Annotated in this window: 17 protein-coding genes and 1 pseudogene; 7 read left to right on the plus strand and 11 right to left on the minus strand. The window is 72.4% G+C overall.

The genetic code is table 11. The features are described 5' to 3' along the window. The first annotated feature begins 66 nt into the window (after window positions 1-66). Window positions 67-2202, plus strand: a complete 2136-nt coding sequence (locus KHA85_RS13595) for a PTS fructose transporter subunit IIABC (RefSeq protein ID WP_213186202.1) — start codon at window positions 67-69, stop codon at window positions 2200-2202. A 73-nt stretch (window positions 2203-2275) separates the two neighbouring features. Beyond that, window positions 2276-2533: an HPr family phosphocarrier protein gene (locus tag KHA85_RS13600; protein WP_007629212.1), complete on the plus strand. Its 258-nt coding sequence runs from the start codon at window positions 2276-2278 to the stop codon at window positions 2531-2533. A gap of 192 nt (window positions 2534-2725) precedes the next feature. Here KHA85_RS13600 and KHA85_RS13605 read toward each other — a convergent pair whose 3' ends face one another. From KHA85_RS13605 to KHA85_RS13620, 4 genes are read right to left on the minus strand one after another with little or no spacing between them, the layout of a single operon-like run. Further along, entirely contained in the window at window positions 2726-4900 is a 2175-nt protein-coding gene (locus KHA85_RS13605; RefSeq protein ID WP_213186203.1) for a bifunctional lysylphosphatidylglycerol flippase/synthetase MprF, read from the minus strand. A 58-nt stretch (window positions 4901-4958) separates the two neighbouring features. Next, window positions 4959-5888: a dihydrodipicolinate synthase family protein gene (locus tag KHA85_RS13610; RefSeq protein ID WP_308936958.1), complete on the minus strand. Its 930-nt coding sequence runs from the start codon at window positions 5886-5888 to the stop codon at window positions 4959-4961. Then, window positions 5885-6430, minus strand: a complete 546-nt coding sequence (locus KHA85_RS13615) for a bifunctional adenosylcobinamide kinase/adenosylcobinamide-phosphate guanylyltransferase (protein ID WP_007629215.1) — start codon at window positions 6428-6430, stop codon at window positions 5885-5887. Before KHA85_RS13615 ends, KHA85_RS13610 begins: the two co-directional genes overlap by 4 nt. A gap of 31 nt (window positions 6431-6461) precedes the next feature. Next, window positions 6462-6677 carry a PLDc N-terminal domain-containing protein gene (locus tag KHA85_RS13620; protein ID WP_213186205.1) on the minus strand — a complete coding sequence of 72 codons (216 nt, stop codon included), beginning with the start codon at window positions 6675-6677 and terminating at the stop codon, window positions 6462-6464. 270 nt (window positions 6678-6947) lie between these two features. Between KHA85_RS13620 and KHA85_RS13625 the strand changes: the two genes are divergently transcribed. Further along, the gene (locus KHA85_RS13625) at window positions 6948-8393 is read left to right on the plus strand and encodes a protein adenylyltransferase SelO (RefSeq protein WP_213186206.1); all 1446 of its coding nucleotides are present in this window, start codon (window positions 6948-6950) and stop codon (window positions 8391-8393) included. Window positions 8394-8643: 250 nt separating this feature from the next. After that, window positions 8644-9420 (plus strand): hypothetical protein, encoded by a 777-nt coding sequence (locus KHA85_RS13630; protein ID WP_213186207.1) that lies wholly within the window; start codon window positions 8644-8646, stop codon window positions 9418-9420. Here the strand turns inward: KHA85_RS13630 and KHA85_RS13635 are convergent. The 4 genes from KHA85_RS13635 to KHA85_RS13650 all read right to left on the minus strand — a co-directional run bounded on the left by KHA85_RS13635 (window position 9392) and on the right by KHA85_RS13650 (window position 13939). Continuing rightward, a complete protein-coding gene (locus KHA85_RS13635) occupies window positions 9392-11050 on the minus strand; it encodes an FAD-dependent oxidoreductase (protein WP_213186208.1) in 1659 nt (552 codons plus the stop codon). The two genes, KHA85_RS13630 and KHA85_RS13635, sit on opposite strands and share 29 nt — an antisense overlap. A gap of 28 nt (window positions 11051-11078) precedes the next feature. Then, the gene (locus KHA85_RS13640; protein ID WP_213186209.1) at window positions 11079-12068 is read right to left on the minus strand and encodes an AurF N-oxygenase family protein; all 990 of its coding nucleotides are present in this window, start codon (window positions 12066-12068) and stop codon (window positions 11079-11081) included. Between the two features lie 192 nt (window positions 12069-12260). Beyond that, window positions 12261-12914, minus strand: coding sequence for a TetR/AcrR family transcriptional regulator (locus tag KHA85_RS13645; protein ID WP_213186210.1), 654 nt, complete (start codon window positions 12912-12914; stop codon window positions 12261-12263). Further along, entirely contained in the window at window positions 12911-13939 is a 1029-nt protein-coding gene (locus KHA85_RS13650; RefSeq protein WP_213186211.1) for an AraC family transcriptional regulator, read from the minus strand. The genes KHA85_RS13645 and KHA85_RS13650 overlap by 4 nt, the downstream gene beginning before the upstream one ends. A gap of 90 nt (window positions 13940-14029) precedes the next feature. Between KHA85_RS13650 and KHA85_RS13655 the strand changes: the two genes are divergently transcribed. Next, complete coding sequence (locus tag KHA85_RS13655) at window positions 14030-15598, plus strand: flavin-containing monooxygenase (protein WP_213186212.1); 1569 nt, start codon at window positions 14030-14032, stop codon at window positions 15596-15598. Then, complete coding sequence (locus KHA85_RS13660; protein WP_236885697.1) at window positions 15595-16428, plus strand: SDR family NAD(P)-dependent oxidoreductase; 834 nt, start codon at window positions 15595-15597, stop codon at window positions 16426-16428. Before KHA85_RS13655 ends, KHA85_RS13660 begins: the two co-directional genes overlap by 4 nt. Before the next feature lie 57 nt (window positions 16429-16485). Here KHA85_RS13660 and KHA85_RS13665 read toward each other — a convergent pair whose 3' ends face one another. The 3 genes from KHA85_RS13665 to KHA85_RS13675 are packed head-to-tail and all read right to left on the minus strand — an operon-like array spanning window position 16486 to window position 20179. Next, window positions 16486-17553 carry an ABC transporter ATP-binding protein gene (locus KHA85_RS13665; protein ID WP_213186213.1) on the minus strand — a complete coding sequence of 356 codons (1068 nt, stop codon included), beginning with the start codon at window positions 17551-17553 and terminating at the stop codon, window positions 16486-16488. Continuing rightward, window positions 17546-19174: an ABC transporter permease gene (locus KHA85_RS13670; RefSeq protein ID WP_213186214.1), complete on the minus strand. Its 1629-nt coding sequence runs from the start codon at window positions 19172-19174 to the stop codon at window positions 17546-17548. Before KHA85_RS13670 ends, KHA85_RS13665 begins: the two co-directional genes overlap by 8 nt. Continuing rightward, a complete protein-coding gene (locus KHA85_RS13675; RefSeq protein ID WP_213186215.1) occupies window positions 19175-20179 on the minus strand; it encodes an ABC transporter substrate-binding protein in 1005 nt (334 codons plus the stop codon). 262 nt (window positions 20180-20441) lie between these two features. Between KHA85_RS13675 and KHA85_RS19460 the strand changes: the two are divergent. Further along, window positions 20442-20603 (plus strand): annotated as a pseudogene (locus tag KHA85_RS19460) (polyketide cyclase); the annotation flags it as partial.

The following is a 20603-nucleotide window of genomic DNA, read 5'->3' on the forward strand; positions in this document are numbered from 1 at the left end:
CCCCTTCTCACCGCCCCACCCCTTTTCACCGCGATACCCCTTCTCACCACGACACGGAGCACGGCCATGAACCAGCCCATCATCGAGACCGCCACCGTGCGGCTCGACGCCGATCTCGGCGGCACCAAGCAGGAGGTGATCCGCGCGCTGGCCCGGACCCTCGTCGACGCCGGGCGCGCCGATGACCACGACGCCCTCGTGCGCGACCTGCTCGCCCGTGAGGACAAGGCGGCCACCGGCATGAAGGGCGGGATCGCGATCCCGCACTGCAAGTCCGAGGCCGTGTCCTCGCCGAGCCTCGCGTTCGCCCGACTCGACCCGCCCGTCGACTTCGGCGCCAAGGACGGACCCGCCGACCTCGTGCTGATGATCGGCGCCCCCGCCGGCGGCGGCAAGGAGCACCTCAAGCTGCTCGCCACGCTCGCGCGGAACCTCGTGCGGGCCGAGTTCGTGGACTCCCTCCGGGCCGCCGCCACGGCCGAGGACGCGGTCGCGGCCATCGAGAAGGTGCTCGCCGCGCAGGAGCAGAAGGCCTCGTCGTCGTCCTCGTCGTCGCCCGCTCCCGCGGCGCCCGGCGCCGGTGCGGCGACCACCACCGACGGCGGCGGTGCGGCGACGCCCACCAGCGGTGACGGTGACGCGCCGCTGCGCCTGGTCGCGGTGACCGCGTGCCCCACCGGCATCGCCCACACCTACATGGCCGCAGACTCCCTCGCCCAGGCCGCGCAGGCCCGCGGCGTCGACCTGCAGGTCGAGACCCAGGGCTCGGCCGGCGCCACGGCCCTCGACCCGGGCGTGATCGAGGCGGCCGACGCGGTCGTGTTCGCCACCGACGTCGGCGTCCGCGACCGCGGCCGCTTCGCCGGCAAGCCCGTCGTCGAGTACGGCGTGAAGAAGGCCATCGACGCCCCCGACCGGGTCCTCGACGAGGCGCTGGCCGCCGCGCGCGACCCCCGCGCCCGGCGCGTGTCGGCCGACTCCGGCGACGGCTCGGGGACCGCCGCCTCGGGCGCGTCCGGCGCCGACGAGCACTGGGCCCGCGGACTGCAGCGCGCGGTGATGACCGGCGTGTCCTACATGATCCCGTTCGTCGCGGCCGGCGGCCTGCTCCTCGCGCTCGGCTTCCTCTTCGCCGGCTACGACGTCGCGTTCGTGTGGCAGGAGCTGTCCACCTCGTTCACGCTCACCGACCTGCCCGGCGAGGTCTGGTACCTCGACGGTGAGATCGTCTCCGCCGGTACCGCGGGCGCCGAGGTGCTCACGCACACCGGGCTGCGCCTCTACATCGGTGCGGTGCTGTTCGCGATCGGGCAGGCCGCGATGGGCTTCATGATCGCCGTGCTGTCCGGTTACATCGCCTACGGCCTGGCCGACCGCCCGGGCATCGCGCCCGGCTTCGTCGGCGGCGCCCTGTCCGCGACCCTCGGCGCCGGCTTCATCGGCGCCCTGGTCACCGGCATCCTCGCCGGCTACCTCGTGCGCTGGATGACCACGTGGAAGACCCCGCGCTGGCTCTCCGGCCTCATGCCCGTCGTGCTCATCCCGCTCATCGGCTCGCTGGCCATCGGCCTGCTCATGTTCCTGCTGCTCGGGCGGCCGCTCGCCTCGCTGACCTCGGCCATGGAGTCGTGGCTCGGCGGCATGACCGGCTCGTCCGTGATCCTGCTCGGCGTGATCCTGGGCCTCATGATGTGCTTCGACCTCGGCGGGCCCGTCAACAAGGCCGCGTACACCTTCGCCACCGCGGGCCTCGTCGCCGACAACCCGGCGACTCTGCGGATCATGGCCGCCGTGATGGCCGCCGGTATGGTGCCGCCGCTGGCGATGGGCCTGGCCACGGTCGTGCGCAAGCGGCTGTTCAGCCCGGCCGAGCAGGAGAACGGCCGCGCCGCGTTCCTGCTGGGCGCGAGCTTCATCTCCGAGGGCGCCATCCCGTTCGCCGCCGCCGACCCGCTGCGCGTGATCCCGTCGATGATGGCCGGCGGCGCCGTGACCGGCGCGCTGATCATGGCGTTCTCGGTGGAGTCGTACGCACCGCACGGCGGACTGTTCGTGGTGTTCGCGATCAGCCCGGTGTGGGGCTACCTGGTGGCGATCCTCGCCGGCACGCTCGTCGCCTGCGCGGCCGTGGTCACCGCCAAGTCGGCGCGCCGGACGCCGGCAGTGGCGCCGGCCGCCGCGGCCGAGCCGGTCGCGGCCTGACCGGTCGCACTGCACGATGGCAGGGGAGACGGACCCCCGCGCCCCCGCCACCCACCCCACAGGAGGAGACACCATGGCCAGCACCACCGTCATCGTCGGATCGGCCGAGGGCCTGCACGCCCGCCCGGCCGGCATCATCGCCGAGGCCGCCGAGAAGTACGACACCGACATCGAGATCACCTTCGACGGCGAGGAGGCCGACGCCGCCTCCGCCATGCTCATCATGGCGCTCGGCGCGGAGAAGGGCGCCGAGGTCACGGTGAGCGGTGACGACGCCGACGCCGTCGCCGAGATCGCCGCCCTCATCGAGCAGGACCTCGACGCGGACTGATCTTCTCGCAGAAACCCCTCGTCTAGAAGACGGTTTGGCCCGTATCGCCCGAGAGGCGACGTGCCAAACCGTCTTCTCGATGAGCCCGGGGCTCGGGGCTCGCCGAGAGGGCGGGGGCCCGGGGCTTGCCGAGAGGCCGAGGGCCCGGGCCCGCGTCGGGGGCCGGGCCTGATGGCCGGCGCAGGGTGGAGGCTAGACGTCCACGGTCTCCGACGCGCCCGACCGGGCCAGGGCCGCGAGCTGGCGGGTCGTCGCCCCCGGCAGGTACGCCCGGCCGATCGCCACACCGATCCGCGGCAGATCCGCCTCGTCCCGGAAACAGAGATACACGGGCTCGATCCTCGGATTGAACTTGCTCTTGAAGTGGTGCAGCGACCGGAACCCGTAGTAGGGCTCCAGCGCCTGACCCAGCAGATCGAGTCCGCGGTCGAGGACGGCCACCTCGTCGTCGTCGTCCCCACTGCGAGCCAACGGGGCACCGGACAACGAGACGTAGTCGGCGCCCTCCTCCTTGAACTGCAGGGCCGATCGGGCGATGAGGAACTCGACCATGTTGTTCGCGCCGGCGCCGTTCCGCTTACGCATGAGGTCCAGCGTCCAGCCGCGCACGCCGCCGTCGGGGCCGCCGCGGTAGACCGGCAACCACGACAAGGCGGCCTGGACGACCCCGTCCGAGTCGACGGCCAGGGCGATGCGCACATCGTCGTCGAGCGCCTCCTCCACCGTCCCCAGGGTGAAGCCCATCTCCGGCAACTCCTTGTCCCCGACCCACTGCTCGGAGATCTCCCGCACCTGCGCCAGCACGGACGCCGGCTGCTCGCGCAGCGACCCCGAGACGAACGTCGTGCCGCTCTTGGTGGCCTTGTTCATGGCGGTGCGGATCTTCTGCCACTTCTTCCCGCTGAACTCCAGGTCGGGCAGGTCCATGATGGTGTCCTCGGCGATCTGCAGCGCCCGCCAGCCGTGCGCGCGCATCCGCTCGGCCGTCTCACCCGACACCGAGAACAGGCACGGTACCGCGGCCTGGGCCTCGGCGAAGTCGACGAACGAGGTGAGGAGCGTGTCGCGGTCGGCGGGGTCCGCCACGGGATCGGCGAGGGCGATGATCGTGCCGACGTGCATGCGGTAGCCCACGACGCCGTCGGGCTCGCCGATCGCGTCGTCCCGGCTGCCACCGAAGAAGTAATTCATCGGCTGCCACGTGATCATCCACGACATCGTGCTGCCCCCGTGGCGCCGGATGAGCTCGCGGACGCGATCGACCACCTCGTCCGAGTGGACGCCGGAGCCGGTGACGCGCTGCCGGATCCGCACGCCGAACGCGCCGCGGCCCACCACCAGCAGGACGGCCTCACCGATCCACAGCAGGCCGGTGCCGAGGGTGACCGCGCCGAGCGACTCGAAGTCGGCGGCGACGACCAGGGCGGTGACGACGAGGGTGGCGGTCGCGGTGACCACGGCGTACGCCAGGGCCACGCCCCACGCGTGCCGGTACCCGCGGCGGAGCAGCTCGGCGGTCGCCGCGGCGACGAGGACGGACAGGAGCATGCCGACCAGGCTCACGTCGTCGGCCTCCGTCGGACCGAGGGGACCGTCGGACGGCAGGACGTACACCACCACGTGGACCGCCGCGATGAACCACATGCCCGCGGAGACCACCAGCCGGGTCTCCCGGCGGGTCCGGGGCGCCAGACCCCGTTCGGTGCGGGAGAAGAACCGCTCCCCGACGAACAGGAACACCACGAAGGCGATGAAGTGCGTCAGATCGGCCAGACTCCCGACGAACAGGAACGACACGATCACGTAGCCGTACAGCACCGCGCGAGCCCGGAGCCGCCACGGCGAGACCAGGGTGGCGGTGGCGGCGGCGAGGACCGCGATCACCGCGGTCGTACAGCCGACGTCCAGCAGCACGGACAACTCGGTGGCCCACTCCCACCCGACGGCGTCCCCGGGCACGATCACCGCGACCGCGCCGAGCACGCCGATGAGCTGGCCGGTTGCGGCCACCAGTGCCGTCCGCGCGGGGCCGAGCCGCCATTCGCCCACACCGATCCCCGCCGCGACCAGCACGAGGAGCGACACGTGCTGCAGCGGCGTGAGCCCGAACCACGGCCCGGTCGCCAGCGTCCACCAGCGACCGCCCTCCAACGCGGGCACGCCGTAGGCGACGTCGGGGAACCAGGAGGCGTCGCGGGCGCTGCGCCACAGGGTCTCGAAGACCAGGCCCGTGACCAGCAGTGCCGCGACGATCACGGCGGTGACGGGCAGGCGTCTCGCAGCGGTGGCGACCGCGTGGCCGGCGGTGGTGAAGGGGGACCGGGCGGCGGGGTCGTCGGTCTTCTCGGTGATCTGTTCGGTGCTCACAAGGGGACCTCCGGCGAGGGGACGGCTCAAGTATGAGCCCGCCGGGGTGAACCTGTTGTTATTTCGTCAGCGACAGTGCTGTGAGGACGGTCTCCACCTCGGCCCGGTCACCGCCGCGCAGACCCAGGAGCGGCCGGGGCAGGCAGTCGTCCGGAGCGAGGCCGAGCAGTTCGGCGACGGCCGCCACCACCCGCAGGCTCCCGTGCCGGGCGAAGAGGTCCCACAACGGGGCGAGCCGGTCCGACGCGGCGAGCGCCTCCCCGCTGTTGCCCGCCAGCGCCGCGCGGGCGATCTCGAGGGTAGGGTCGGGCAGCGTGCCGGCGAGGACGGAGTACCAGCAGGCGCAGCCACCGAGGAGCGCCGCGGCGGCCGAGGGATCGCCGGACACCCCCAACCCGACGCGCGCGGGCACGGCCGTCCGGAGCCGCGCGATGTGCTCGCGCGCGGCCTCCGCGTCGGGCGGGGGCGGTGGGATCTTGACCGACGCGACCGCCGGCAGCTCCGCCAGGCGGGCGTAGAGCTCGGGGGCGAAGTCGAACCGGGTGGTACCGGGGTTGTCGTAGACCACCATCGGGACGGACAGCTCGGTCGCGACGTCGGTGTAGAGGCCGACCACGTCGTCGGCGGTGAGCGGCTGGTAGCTCATGGGGGCGAGCATCACCGCCGAGGCCCCGGCCGCCTGCGCGTCGTGGGCGAGAGCCCGCACGTGAGAGGTCCGCAGCGCGCTGATGCCGACGATCACCGGGACGTCGCCCGCGCTCTGCACGGTCAGCTCGGCCACGCGGCGCCGCTCGGCCCGGTCGAGGTACGCGTACGAGCCGGTCGAGCCGAGGGCGCCGACCGTGTCGACCCCGGAGCGCACCAACCGCTCGACGAGCCCTGCGTAAGCGCGCTCGTCGACACGGTCGTCGCGCAGCGGGGTGAGGGGGAACGCGCTCAGGCCGGTGGTCACGGCCGCGCTCGCCGCCCCGGCCCGGTCGGCCGTCACAGCGTCAGCACCCGCCCGCACACCACCAGGTGCACCTCGTCGCAGCACTCGGCGACGGTCTGGTTGAGCGCGCCGAGCAGGTCGCGGAACACCGCGCCGGAGCGGTACTGCGGTACGACCCCCGAGCCGACCTCGTTGGTCACCAGCACCACGTCCGTCCGATCCTCAAGGACGGCGCACAGCACGTCGAGACGCTCGTCGACCGCCGCGCGGGCCTCGTCGACCGGGGCGTCCCACAGACCGAGGTCGTCGACCGTCGTGGTGAGCCAGGTGCCCAGGCAGTCCACGAGGACCGGGCCCGGTGCCTCGCGAACGGCGGTGGCCACGTCGGGAGACTCGACCGTGCGCCACGACGCGGGCCGGTGGGCGCGGTGGTGGGCGACGCGCTTGGCCCAGTCGGGATCGTCGAGCTCGTCGGCGGGGAGGCCCGGTGCCACGAACGTCACCGCGTCGATCCCGGAGGTGGACTCGGACTCGGCGAGCAGTCGCACCGCGTGCCGGGACTTCCCGGACCGCACGCCGCCGGTGACCAGGACACGCATCAGGTTCGCCGCCCCCGGCCGGCCACGGGCACTATCGCCGCCCGCGGGTGAAGTAGAGGATCGGCCCGATGAAGTTGACCACGATGATCGCGGCCCACTTGCCCTTGGAGCCGTTGATCTTCGCGGCCGGCCGCGCGGCCAGGTCCGCCCATGCGGACACGGCGAGCGAGATCTGCAGGGCGACCAGCGCCCACAGGCCCGCTCGCTGGGCGTCGTTCAGTTCGCTGATGCGCTTCCTCCGGGCCATGCCGGGCCTCCTCCGTCGATGTGGTGACCTGACTCTAGAGGGTCGCGCGCCGTGTCGATCCCCGGACGGCGGCGCCCGACGGCGGGGTTTCCGGGCAGCAGTCGACAGGTGACGTCGTGACGGGCGGCGTCGGCGAGCGGGCCGGCGTGCCCAGGGAGCCCGGCGTGTGTGGGGTCCGTCGCCGCCGAGCCCGGTCCCGCTCAGCCATCGACGGCGGCTCCCAGTCCTTCTGGCCTGACGCGGAACCGCACACGGACGTACCGTCGGTGTATGACCCCGCAGGCAGCATCGCCCGTCTTCCTCGGTTCCCGGTACGCCACCGAGTTCCCCGAGCTCGGCGTGCCGTGGAAGGCGGCCGAGGCGTCGGATCCGCGCCTCCTCGCCCTCAACGAGCCGCTGGCCGCCGAGCTGGGCCTGGATCCGGAGTACCTGCGCGGTGAGGAGGGGGTGCGGCTGTTCACCGGCAACCACGTGCCGGACGGCGCCACGCCGGTCGCCCAGGCCTACGCCGGACACCAGTTCGGCGGGTACTCGCCGCGGCTGGGCGACGGGCGCGCGCTGCTGCTCGGCGAGCTGCCCGACGGTCGCGACCTGCACCTCAAGGGCTCGGGCAGGACCCCCTTCGCGCGCGGTGGCGACGGTCTGGCCGCGGTCGGTCCCATGCTGCGCGAGTACCTCATCAGCGAGGCGATGCACGCCCTCGGCGTGCCCACCACCCGCGCACTCGCCGTGGTGGCCACGGGCAACACCGTGTACCGCGAGACCCCGCTGCCGGGGGCGGTGCTGGCGCGCGTCGCCGCGAGCCACCTGAGGGTGGGGACGTTCCAGTTCGCGCGGTCGACCGACGACGGCGAGCTGCTGCGTCGGCTGGCCGACCACGCCATCGCCCGGCACCACCCGCACGCCGCGGACGCGGAGAACCCGTACCTGGAGCTGTTCGCCTCCGTCGTCGGCAGCCAGGCCGACCTCGTGGCGCGCTGGATGCTCCTCGGGTTCATCCACGGCGTCATGAACACCGACAACACGACCATCTCCGGCGAGACCATCGACTACGGGCCGTGCGCGTTCATGGACACCTTCGACCCGGCGACCGTGTTCAGCTCGATCGACACCGGCGGGCGCTACGCCTACGCCAACCAGCCGCCGGTGCTGCAGTGGAACCTCGCCCGCTTCGCCGAGACCCTCGTGCCGCTCGTCGACCCGGAACCGGAGGAGGCGGTCCGCCTGCTCACCGAGGTCCTCAACACCTTCCCGGAGAAGTACCAACGGGCGTGGACGGCCGGGATGCGGGACAAGCTGGGACTGTCGCCCGAGGTCCCGGACGCCGAGGCGAACGACCTGATCGAGGAGCTGTCCCGGCTCCTCAACGCGACCCGGCCCGACCACACCGGCTTCTTCCGCGCCCTCGGCGCGGCCGCGGCGGGCGACAACGCTCCGGTCCGCGAGCACGTCGGCACCCTGGCGGAGGGCTGGCTCTCGACGTGGCGGGCCCTCGGACCCGACCAGGGATCGATGGCCCGTGCCAATCCGCTCTACATCCCCCGCAACCACCTCGTCGAAGAGGCCCTCGACGCGGCCACGGCAGGGGACATGGGCCCGTTCACTGAACTCCTCGTCGTCGTCACCGATCCCTACACCGAGCGCCCGGGGCGCGAGCGCTACGCACAACCGGCCCCTCCGGACGCCGCGAAGCACGTCACCTTCTGCGGAACCTGAGGCGAAACTCATTACAGTACAGGCGTATTGACAGGAAACATTTGCTTAGTAACTCTGCTGTTTGTCAGCCGTTCGTATGACACTGAGGTTGTTACATCAATCTCGCGGAGCGCCGGTGGGCGCCCCTGGGGGTCATGAAGTGCGAATATCCATCGCGGACAGCGGCGGCGGCTACCGGCAGCCCTCGAGGATACTTGGACGGTTCGTCGACAACCTCGCTGAATGGACAGGTGCCCGGGAGGCTGTCAGGGTGCAGTGGCCCACCCCGGGGCAGGTGAACCCGCGGCGATCCCACACCTGGGAATCCGCGGCCGCCGCCGGCGTGGCCGACCTCAGTCGGCTCGTGCGCCTGCATCCGTCGGACCCCCTCGTGCTCATCGGCGTCTGCAGCGGCACGCGCGTCATCTACGACTGGATGGACGCCCACCCGGAAGACCTCGACCGTGTGGTGGCCGTCGGGATGATCGGCGACCCGTACCGACCGCGCGACCGCTGGCTCGACGGCACCCCGGATCCCGGCGGGCAGGGCGTGGCCGGCCTGCGACGCGGCCCGATCCCCGAGCGCACCCACTGGGTGTCCGTGCCGGGGGACCCGCTGAGCGGCGTGCTCCCGGACTGCCTCCTGCGGGGCGTCGTCCGCGCCTCCACCCTGGCCCCCGACCAGGTCTACGACGAGCTGCTCGAGGACCTGCCGGACACCCGGCCGCGGCTGGCCGCCCGACTCAAGCTGGCGCAGCAGCCCGCGCAGTGGTCGCCGCAACTCCTCCGCCGTCTCGACGACGCCGCCGCCGTCCTGACGACCTACGGGCAGCGCGAGTACGCGGCCCGGTACGAGTCCGGTGAGGGCGGGGCGTCCCCGCTGACGCGGCTCGGCGCGGCCATCGTCGACCGCGTCGAGGCGCACGTCCGCGAGGGCGGCGGCGACCCGGGCCACGGCGGCGTCGCCGGACACGGGCTCGGTTCGGGCGCCGGCTGGTCGTACGGGGCGCGGCCGCAGCTCAGCGAGTACGCGTCCGGGCTGGCGTAGCGAACGGCCGACCCCAGCCCGCGGCGCCGACCGGTCCGCGGCCGCGGTCGCGGAGCAGTTCCTCGAACGCCGCCGCGGACCGGGGCGTCGGGAGCAGCCCCGCGTTGGCGTCGGCGAGCAGTGAGTTCACGGTCTCCCGCGCGCACGTCTTGTTGGAGCCGAGGAACCCGCGCGGGCCGCGCTTGATCCAGCCCACGACATACAGGCCGGGGACGACGCTGCCGTCGACGGCGTCGAGGACGCGGCCCTCGCGGCTGGGGATCGTCGCGGTGTCCGGGTCGAACGGCACGCCCGGCACCTCGACACCGCGGTAGCCGACCGAACCCAGCACGAGACCCGCCGGGATGGTCTCCTCCGAACCGGGCCGGGGCACGGCGCGGACCCGGCCCGTCTCGCCGCCGACGAGGTCGGTGCGCACCACGCGCAGGCCCTCGGCCCGATCCGTGCCCACGACCTCGACCGGGGCGGTCTGGAATCGCAGGACGATCCGGCGGCGCTCGGTGTCGCCGGGGCCGCTGGTGTCGTCGGGACCGTCGGGACTGTCGAGGCCGTCCGCGGGCGCCTCCCCTCCGGCGGGGCGGGCCGCGATGCGGGCCAGGTACTCCGCCTTCAGCCGGCCCTGGCGGGGGGTCGCGGCGTCGGGGTCGATGCCGTCCGGGGCGTCGACGCGCAGGTCGATGTCGTCCCGGGCGGCGAGTCCGACCAGCTCGGGCAGCGTGAACGCGGCGTGCTCCGGGCCGCGGCGGCCGAGCACCACGACTTCGCGGACCCGGCTGTCTCGCAGCGCCTCCAGGGCGTGGCGGGCGATGGAGGTGTCGGCGAGCCGCTCCGGGTCGGTGGCGAGGATGCGCGCCACGTCGAGGGCCACGTTGCCGTTGCCGACGATCACCGCGCGCTCGTGATCCAGCGGGACGTGGGCGTCCGCGTGGTCCGGGTGGTCGTTGTACCAGGCCACGACCTCGGTGGCCGACGTGCTCCCGGGCAGATCGGTGCCGGGGATGTCCAGCGGGCGGTCCGTGCCGGCGCCGGTCGCGTACACCACCGCGTGATGATGGGCCGCCAGTTCCGCGGCCGTGACGTCCTCGCCGACGTGCACCCCGAGGCGGTACCCGAACCCGGGCTGGTCCTCGATCGCCCGGAACAGGTCGGCCACCGCGCGCGTGCTGGTGTGGTCGGGCGCCACCCCGTGCCGGGCCAGGCCGTGCGGCACGGGCAGTCGCTCGAACACCGTCACCTCCACCCCGGGCTGGCGGAGCAGTTCGTCGGCGGCGTACAGCGCGGCCGGACCGGCGCCCACCACGGCCACCCGCACGGTCGTGCGCGTGGGGCCGAGGCGCACGAGCGTGGGGACGCGCGCCTGCGGCCGGGAAGGGCGGTCGTCGCCGGTCAGTTCGGCGTTGATCTGCAGGAAGTCGTGCTGCTCCGGGGCCAGCTCGGTGTGCGGCACGATCGCCCCGACCGGGCACGCACCCACGCACGCCCCGCAGTCCACGCAGGACACCGGGTCGATGTAGAGCATCTCCGCCGTGGCGAAATCCGGCTCGTCGGGCGTCGGGTGGATGCAGTTGACCGGGCACGCGTGGACGCATGAGGCGTCCGCGCAGCAGGCCTGGGTGATGACGTGGGGCATGGGTGGGTGCCTGTCCGGGAGGGTGCGGTCAGTCGCGGAACGCCACGGGCGGCTCGCCGCGGTACCGCGAGGGTCGTCCGTCGATCTTCAGTGCCCTCCACAGCCGGCGGGACGTCCGGTTCATCAGTCCCGACTCCTCGGCGAGCATCCGGACGTCACCGAAGAGGTCGGACAGGAACCGCTGCGACTCAGGGCTGTCCCAGTACAGTTCGCGGACGACCTCGTCGGGGATGTCGAAGGTCTCCCGGAACTCGCGGGTCGGCTTGAGGATCGCGTCGCACAGCACCCGCATGATCACCGGGAACAGCAGGGAGACGAGGTACGCGTCCCGTCGGGACAGCTTGGGGGCGTTCCGCGCGACGTAGGTGTGCGCGAACGAGATGTGGCGCGCCTCCTCGGCGACGTGGATCTCCATGATCCGCGACAGCACCGGCGGCAGGGAGTCCGAATTGCGCAGGACCTGCTTCTGCGTGTGGTCGATCGGCTCCTCGCCGGCCAGTACGCCGATGAAGAACGCGACCGGGAAGCGACCGGCGGCCAGCGGGAGGATCGGGGAGAGTCGACGCATCCAGCGCGGCATGCCCGGGACGTCTGCCCCGATCTGGTTGACGCCCTGCTGGAACATCTGCGTGTGGTGGCACTCCTCGGTGGCCTCGTGGGTGAGGTACCGGAACTCCGCGGAGCCGTTCTCGGCCTTGAAGACGTACTGCATGATCCCGCGGATGAGGATGTTCTCGAACTGCAGGCCCACCTTCATGATGTTGGCCTGACGCCACAGCCCGATCTCGATCCGCTTCTCGAGCGGCTGGGACTTGTACCAGGGGTGACCACCGAGCGGATCGATCCCGGCGGGCAGGACCCAGCGCTCGTCCGTGGGGTCCACGGAGAAGTCAGGGTGGTCCCAGGCGATGTCCTTGAACGGGTCGAAGCTGCGGTGCACGGAGGCGTGCGACAGGCGGCGGAGCGTGTCCTCGTACTCGTCTGTGCTCGCCGTGGGGGCGGGTGCGGCTGCGGACATGATCTTCCTTCCGGTCACCGACCCGGCGGGTCGGGAGGCGTGGAATCCAGCGGATGGGACAGAGAGACATCCGCGATCTATTTGTCCCTGACGCTAGACACAGACCGCCGATTCGTCAAGTAGTCATGAGGGGATTGTCAGCTCTGCCGGCGCGCACCGCGCGGGTCAGCTGTGGGTCCGCACCGCGCGGAATCAGCGCTGCGGGTGCGCGCCGAGGAGGGGACCGAGGTGGTTCCGGGCGAAGGCCCGCGCGACGGCGGGGTCGTCGAGGTCGATGGTCGTCGACGGCGTGAGGACGAAGGAGACGACCAGCCGGGCGGTCAGTTCGGCCACGACCAGCACCTCCTCGTCGCTGCGCGGCTCGGGGGCGGCGCGGCTGATCTCCGCGGCGAGGAAGTGAGCGGCGGCGGTGATGAGCGGCGCGCCCTGGACGGTGAAGTGGGGGACCGTCGCCTCGGGCTCGGTCTCGAGGAGGCGGTTGAGCAGGTCGTGGTCGCGGAGCGTCTGCACCGTGAACGCGAAGCCCTCGGTGAGTTTGTCTTCGATGGACTCGTGCGCGTCGAGCTCCCGCTGCAGGTCCGCGAGGAACCACGACGCCTCGCGCAGCAGCGTCGCCTCCACAAGCTCCTGCTTGTTGGCGAACCTGCGGTACAGGGTCATCCGCGCCAGGCCCGCCCGCCGGGTGATGTCGTTCATCGTCGACCGGGCGATCCCGACACTCTCGAATTGAGCGGCGGCCGCGTCGAGGAGCTGTTCGCGGATCGGGTCGTCGGCCTCGGCGGCGTCCGGCAGGCCGCGTCCGGAACGGAGCATCGCCAGGGGGTCGGACGACGGGTTCTCGCTCATGGGGTCGATTGTCCCACCCCGCCGCGGCCGTGCCGGACCTCGCGCGCGGTCATGCCCCACCACCGGCGCGCGTACTGGCTGAAAGTGGTCGCGTCGCCGAGGTCGAGGGCCGAGGCGATCTGGTACAGCGGGATCTCCGTGGTGGTGAGCAGCCGCGCGGCGACCTCACGGCGGACCTCGTCGCGGACCGCGGAGAAGCTCGTGCCCTCGCCCGCCAGGCCGCGCTGCAGCGAGCGGGGTGACATGGACAGCAGCCCGGCGATCCGCGCGAGGGACGAGGCGCCGGCGTCGAGGGACTGGTGGAGCGCCGCGCGGGTCCGGTCGGTCAGGCTCCGGCGGTCGGTGGGCACGTGCTGCTCGAGGTACCGCAGCGCCAACTGTTGCACGGCGTCGTCGCCGCCCGAGATCTCCCGGCCCAGAAGATCGGACGGCACGCGCAGGACGGCGGACGGTGTCGACGGCGTGACCGGCGCGCCGAAGAGCGACTCGTACTGCGTGGCGTCGGTGTTGAGCGGGCCCGGGAGCTCGACGGAGAGCAGCCCGTAGTCGCCGCCGAGCACGGTGCGCATGGCCCGGTGCAGGAAGAGCAGCACGAGGTCGACGGCCTGGGGCGGGATGAGTTGGGCGGGGTCCCGGTAGCCGAACCGCACGCCCAACACGTCCGGCTCGCCGCGCGGATCGGGGACGACGGTGATCTCGATCGACCTCGAGTGGAAGAACAGGTACTTGGAGGTCATCTCGAGCGCCTCGGTGGTGGTCCGCGCGTTCTTCACGACCACCGCGACGGGGCCGAGCATGTCGAGGTCCTGGTGTTCGGCCACGCGGAGCCCGAGGTCGGGACGTCCGAGTTCGGCGGCCGCGGTCTCCAGCAGGAGCGCGATCGACAGGTCCTCGACCAGCATCTCGTCGCTGTCCAGGGCGCCGTGGGGCAGGCCGGATCGCCGCGCGAGGTCGTCGGCGTCGCCGCCGAGCCCGGCCACGACGGCGCGGACGCCCCGCAGCCCCGCGGATCGGATGAACGCCATGGGAGCACTCTGGGCGACGTGGCGCGAAAGAGCAACTTGTTGGCGCATTACGGAAACCATCGCTCGCCGCGGGCGGTTACGGTACGTGGCATGACTGGTAGCACCCACCTCTCGGACGGGCTGGGCACCGAGTCCGCCGACCCGCTGGACCTGCTCATCGTCGGAGCGGGGATGTCGGGGATCGACCTGGCCCACCACGTCCACCGCGCCTTCCCGGACTGGCGCTGGGAGATCCACGACGTCCACGACGACCTGGGCGGGACCTGGCACACATTCCGCTACCCGGGCATCCGCTCGGACTCGGACATGGCGACCTTCGGCTTCCCCTTCCGTCCCTGGCCCCACGACTCGACGCTCGGCAACGGCGAGGACATCAAGGAGTACATCCGCGACACCGCCCGCGAGGCCGGCGCGCTCGACCGTCTCCACCTGGGCTCGTGGGTGGCGGACGCCGACTGGCGTAGCGACGTGCAGCTGTACCGCGTGACCTGCCGGACCGCGGACGGCGAGCGCATCGTGTGGGCCCGCCGCGTGCACTTCGGCTCGGGCTACTACTCGCACTCCGAGGGATTCCGCCCGGAGTTCCCCGGCGAGGAGGACTTCCGCGGGCGGATCATCCACCCGCAGCAGTGGCCGGAGGACCTCGACTACGCCGGCCGACGGTTCGTGGTGATCGGCTCGGGCGCGACCGCGGTGACGCTGGTCCCGGCGCTGGTGGACCTCGGCGCGGACGTGACGATGCTGCAGCGCACCCCGAGCTACATCGGCCCACTGCCGGAGAAGGACGTCATCAGCGCGGTGTGGAGGCGGCTGCTACCGGCGCCGTGGGACCACCGGGTGGCCCGGCTCAACCACGGCGCGCGCGACACCGCGCAGTTCGTGATCGCGCAGCGCCTGCCGTGGCTGTTCAAGGCGGCGCTGCGGGCGATGCAGCGCCGCTACCTGCCGGCGGAGGAGATCGACCGGCACTTCACGCCGCCGTACCGGCCGTGGGACCAGCGCGTGTGCAAGGCCCCCGACGGCGACATCTTCCGCGCCATGCGCCGCGGCGCCGCACGGGTGGTGACCGGACACATCGACCGGTTCACCGAGACCGGCATCCGCCTCACCACGGGCGAGCACGTCGACGCGGACGTCATCATCACCGCGACCGGCCTGCGGCTGCAGGTCTTCGGGGGCGGCACGCTGAGCATCGACGGCGAGCCGCTCGACATCCCGTCGCTGGCCACCTACCGCGGCATGATGCTGGCGGGCGTGCCCAACGTCAGCTTCACCGTGGGCTACATCAACTCGTCGTGGACCCTGCGCGCGGACATGGTCTCCCGCTACATGGTCCGCCTGTGGGGGACCGGCGAGGAGGTCTACGCGCCGCGGCTGCCCGACGGCCCGGCCGATCAGCTCCTGCTGGACTTCGACGCCGGCTACATCCGGCGCGACGGTCACCTGTTCCCCAAGCAGGGCGCCTCGCGACCGTGGCGCTACGTCCAGAACTTCCTGGTGGAGATCCCCGAGCTCGCGTTCGGTGACCAGCGCCGCGAGATGGCGTTCGGGGAGGACGTGGTCCTGACCGGCGCCCGCCGCGCACCGGGTGGCGCCGGTGGTGCCGCCGTGCGTGAGGTGACCGAGATGAGCGACGACGACGAGGTGGCCCGATCATGACCCGTTCCCTTCCACGCCGGAACGCCGGACTGTCCGCGCGGGCCGCCTCCGACGGGCCGGGCAGACGCGTGCTCATCACCGGGGCGGCCTCGGGGCTGGGCCTGGCGCTGGCCCGGGAGTATCTGGCGCTCGGCGACGAGGTGATCCTCACCGACGTCCACGCCGATCCGCCCGCCGCGGTGCAGGGGCTGCCCGGGCGGTGGTCGTACCGCCGCCTGGACGTCACATCCGATGCCGACTGGGCGGCCGCCGCCGAGGACATCGACTCACTGGACATCCTCGTCAACAACGCGGGCATCGCGGTCGGCGGATCCCTGCAGACCACGTCCATGGAGTCGTGGCAGCGGATCGTGGACATCAACCTGCTCGGCGTCGTGCGGGGCTGTCGCGCGCTCGCGCCGAAGCTCGGGCGGGGCGGACGTCTGGTCATCACCGCCTCGGCGGCGGGACTCGTCCACGCGCCCAAGATGGGGGCCTACAACGCGACCAAGGCCGCCGCGGTCGCGCTGGGGGAGACCCTCGACGCCGAGCTGCGGCCGCGCGGGGTGTCGACGTCGGTGATCTGCCCGCAGTTCTTCCGGTCGGGTCTGGCGGAGTCGCTCTCCGGTGACGACCCGAAGGCGGACGAGATGGCGCGGAAGCTGCTCACACGGACGCACCTGACGTCGGAGATCATCGCCCGGCGGTCGGTGCGCGGCATCGAGGCCCGCCGGGTGGTCATCACCCCCGACGCCCTGGCCACGGTCTTCTGGTACTCCAAGCGCTTCTCCCGCGTGCCGTTCCTCGCCTCGACGCGCCTCATCGGCCGGGCGGTGGCGCGCCAGGGCTGACACCGCGGCGGGCCGCGCGCCGAGACTGGTGCGGTAGCGGCTTCGCCCGCGCCGGGGTCAGTTCCTCGGGTAGACGAAGCCACGCCGGACGTCGACGCCCACGGGCTCGCCGACCCGGCCTGGCACCGCGGCCCCGGCCGGGGCGAGGACCCTCAGCTCGGTATCGCCGTGGCGGCAGATGACCGTCCTCCCGCTACGACCGTAGAGGGAGGTGACGAACTCCGCGCCGATGCGTCCCGGCGCCCTTTCGGGCGCGGCCAGGTCGAGTCCGCCGGGGAGCAGGGCGAGGGTGGCGGGGCCGGTCACCGTGCCGGCCGGCCCGGTGAGGACGTCGGCACCGAGCGTGATGCCCCCGTCGTCGGAGCGGAACCCGCCGCCGTCGACCGTCCCGTCGACGAGCGTGGCGTCGTGCAGGAACCCGGCGACGAAGGCGCTGTTCGGCGCGGCGTCCAACCGGTCGGGCACATCGCACTGCACGAGTCGTCCCCGGTGCAGCACGGCCACCTCGTCGCCGAGCGCGAGAGCCTCGTCCCGGTCGTGGGTCACGTGGATCATCGTGAGGTCGTGCTCGGCGGCCAGTCGGCGCAGGACCAGCCGGAGCGAGGCGCGCAGCGGCTCGTCGAGCGCGGACAGGGCCTCGTCAAGGAGCAGGACGCCCGGTCGCGCGACGATGGCCCGGGCGAGTGAGACACGCTGACGCTGCCCACCGGACAGGGTGTCCGGCCGGCGCCGGGCGAACTCGCCCAGTTCGACGGTCTCGAGCGCCTCGGCGACGAACGCGCGTCGGCGTGCGGTCGGCACCTTCGCGCGGCGCAGCGGGTAGGCGACGTTGTCCGCCACGCTGAGGTGGGGCCACACGGCGTGGTGCTGGAAGACCATGCCGAGGCCGCGCTCCTCGGGCGGGAGGTGGATCCCGTCGCCGACGAGGGTGCGGTCGCCGACCCGGATCGTGCCCGCCGAGGGGCGCTCGAACCCGGCGACGGCGCGGAGGAAGGTGGACTTGCCGGAGCCGGACGGGCCCACGAGGGCGAGGATCCGGCCGGAGTCCACGCGGACGTCGAGGTCCTCCAGGGCGACGGTCTCGCCGAAGCGGACGCTGACGCCGCGGGCGTCGAGTTCAGGCACGGATCCTCCCGGATGCGGCGTCGGACCCGGTGTCGGGCCGGGTGTAGCGGGCGCCGAAGGCGGCCAGGACGAGCAGGCCCACCGCCATGAGCACCACGGACAGGGCGGAGGAGGCGTTGTAGTCCCCGGCCCGCTGGTATTGGAAGATCACCACGCCGAGCGTCTGGGTGCCCGGCGCCACGAGCAGGACGGAGAGCGTGAGCTCCCGCACCGCGGTCACGGCGACCATGACCGAGCCGATCCCGGCGGCGGGCAGGGCCATGCGCACGCTCGTGTCGATCCGCGAGCGCAGCGCCTTCGCGCCGCCGATCCGGGCGGCCTCCTCCATCGACGAGTGGATCCCCGCCAGTGGGCCGCGGACGGTCTGGACCACGATCGCGGTGAACGCGGTGACGTACGCGCCGAGGATGACCCAGCGGGTGTTGAACAGCCCGGTGTAGCGGCCGAGGATGAGCCACCCCGTGGCGATGACGAGGCCGGGGACGGCCTGCGGCAGCAGCACCGACATGAGCAGCGGCTCGCGGTCGCGTCCGGCCAAGCGGGTGGTGAACAGTCCGACGAGCAGTCCGAGGACGCCGCAGATGAGCGCCGCTCCGAACGCGAGGACGACGGAGTTCGTTACGCCGTCGATCGTGGTGGAGGCGGTCAGCGCCCGACGGAAGTTGTCCAGGGTCGCGGTCTCCAGCGTGAGGGGCACGCCCGGTGCGGGGAGGAGGGCCCGGACCGCCAGGCCGACGAGCGGGGCGAGGGTGACGAGGACGCTGACGGTCCACGCGATCACGGTCAGGGGCAGTCGCGACCGGCCGAGGACCTGCGGCGCGGCGGGCCGCCCGGTGCCACCGAACTCGACCGACCCCTTGGTGACCTGCCGGTCGAGCAGCGTCCCCAGGACGCCGATGAGCAGCAGCACCACCCCGATCTGGGAGACGGTCTGCAGCGGCGAGACCACGGACCCCGATTCGAGGAACCGGTAGACCATCGTCGATAGCGTCTCGTACCCGGCGGGCAGACCCACGATCACGGGGATGCCGAAGTCACCGACCCCGCTGACGAAGGTCAGGGTGAACGCCGCCGCCATGGCGGGCCGGATGAGGGGCAGGGTGACGTCGAGGTGGGTGCGCGTCGGGCGGGCACCGGAGAGGCGGGAGGCCTCCTCGAGCTCCGCGGGGATCCGTCGGAGCGCGGCCGCGACGACGAAGTACGCCATGGGGTAGGCGTGCAGGGTGAGCAGGAAGATGACGCCCGTCCCGCCGTAGAAGTTCCACGGCGCGAACCCGAACAGCCGGTCGAGGAGCCCGCCGTCGGTGAGCAGCCCGCTCCACGCGATGGCCCCGATGAAGGGCGGGATGAACAGCGGCGTGAGCAGCAGCAGGCGCAGCGCCCCGCGTCCCGGCAGGTCGGTGCGGTCGAGCAGGAACGCCATCAGCGTCCCGATGATGACGGCCCCGACAGCCGAGAGCAGGGAGCTGACGAGGCTGTTGGCGGTGGCCGTGAGCAGGCCCTGGTCGATGAGTTCGGGGAGGAGGTTGGCCCCCAGTCCCAGCGAGACGACCAGGGCCAGGGGGAGCACCATGACGCCCGCGAGGGACGCCCACAGGGCCAGCCTGAGTGGGAGCGCCACCTACCGGACGGCCTCGTTGAAAGCGGCCACGGCGTCGTCGCGGGAGGCGGCGATCGCCTCGAGGTCCTGGTCGAAGAGGACGATGTCGGCGAGTGCGGGGGCGCCCTCGGGGCTTCCGGCGTCCTCGCGCACGGGGAGGTAGCTCTGGTCGACGGCGATCTCCTGGCCCTTCTTGGAGACGAGGAAGTCGAGGAAGAGCTTCGCGGCCTCGGGGTTGGGCGCGTCGGCGAACACGGCACCGGGCTGGGTGATGTAGGGGACGCCCTCATCGGGATAGCTCACGGCGATGGGCGAACCCTGGGCGGCGAGATCGCGCACGAGGTAGTCCACGACGATCCCGACGGGTCGGGAGCCCTCGGCGACGGCCTGCGAGACGGGCCCGTTGGACTCGGCGACCTGCGGGTTGTTGGCGCCGAGCTGCTCGATCCACTCTTCGCCCAGGTCCGGCTGCAGGCTCCACGCCGCGGCGTTGAAGGCGGCGGCGCCGGAGACGTCCGGGTTGGGCAGGATGATCCGGTCGGCGTACTCGGGCTCCGTGAGCTCGACCCACGAGGTCGGCGGCTCGGTGATCTCGGTGGTGTTGTAGGCGATCACGGTGGGGATGATGCGGGTGCCGACGTAGAACCCGTCGGGGTCGATCGCCACGTCGGACAGGGCGTCGGCCTCGCTGGGCTCGAACTCCTGGAAGAGGTCCTGGTCCTTGTAGTCCTCGAAGGTGGGCACGTCGGCGGCGAGCAGGATGTCCGCGGCGACCCCGCCGGTGGTTTTCTCGGCCTCGATGCGCGCCTTGAGGTCGCCGGTGCCGGCGCGGAAGACCTTCACCTCGATGTCCGGCTGCTCCTCGTTGAACGCGGCGATGATCTCGTCGATCTTGGCCTGCGGCTCCGAGGTGTAGAGGGTCACCTCGCCGGAGGCCTCCGAGGACGCAGTGCCCTCACCGGATCCGGGGGCCGCGGGCTCGGAACATCCCGCGAGCCCGAGAGCTCCGGCGGCGAAGACCGCCACCGATGCCAGTACCGCCCGACGACCAACAGACCGCGACACGCGACCACTTCCTATCTGCACCATGAAACGGACACTCCATCCTGGCACCCTCGTCGGTCCGGCTCGGGAGTACGGGGTGAACCCACGGTGAATTCGGCGCCGAAGTCCGACCGGATGAGAACCGGTGTCGAGCGTTGGCCGGATGCGGACCGGCGCCGAGCGCTGAACCGGCGCCGAGCACTGACCGGATGCGAGCCGGCGCCGCGGCGGGCACGGTGGAGTCATGACTGATTCCAACGCCATCACCGTCGAGCGCGTGATCGACCACTCGGCGGCTGAGATCTTCGATTTCCTCTCCAACCCGGAGAACCACGCCCGCCTGGACGGCTCCGGCTTCGTGCGCGGCGACTACAAGACCGACCGCATCCAGCAGGTCGGTGACGTG

The sequence above is a fragment of the Dietzia massiliensis genome (assembly GCF_018390595.1).
GTDB lineage: Bacteria > Actinomycetota > Actinomycetes > Mycobacteriales > Mycobacteriaceae > Dietzia > Dietzia massiliensis.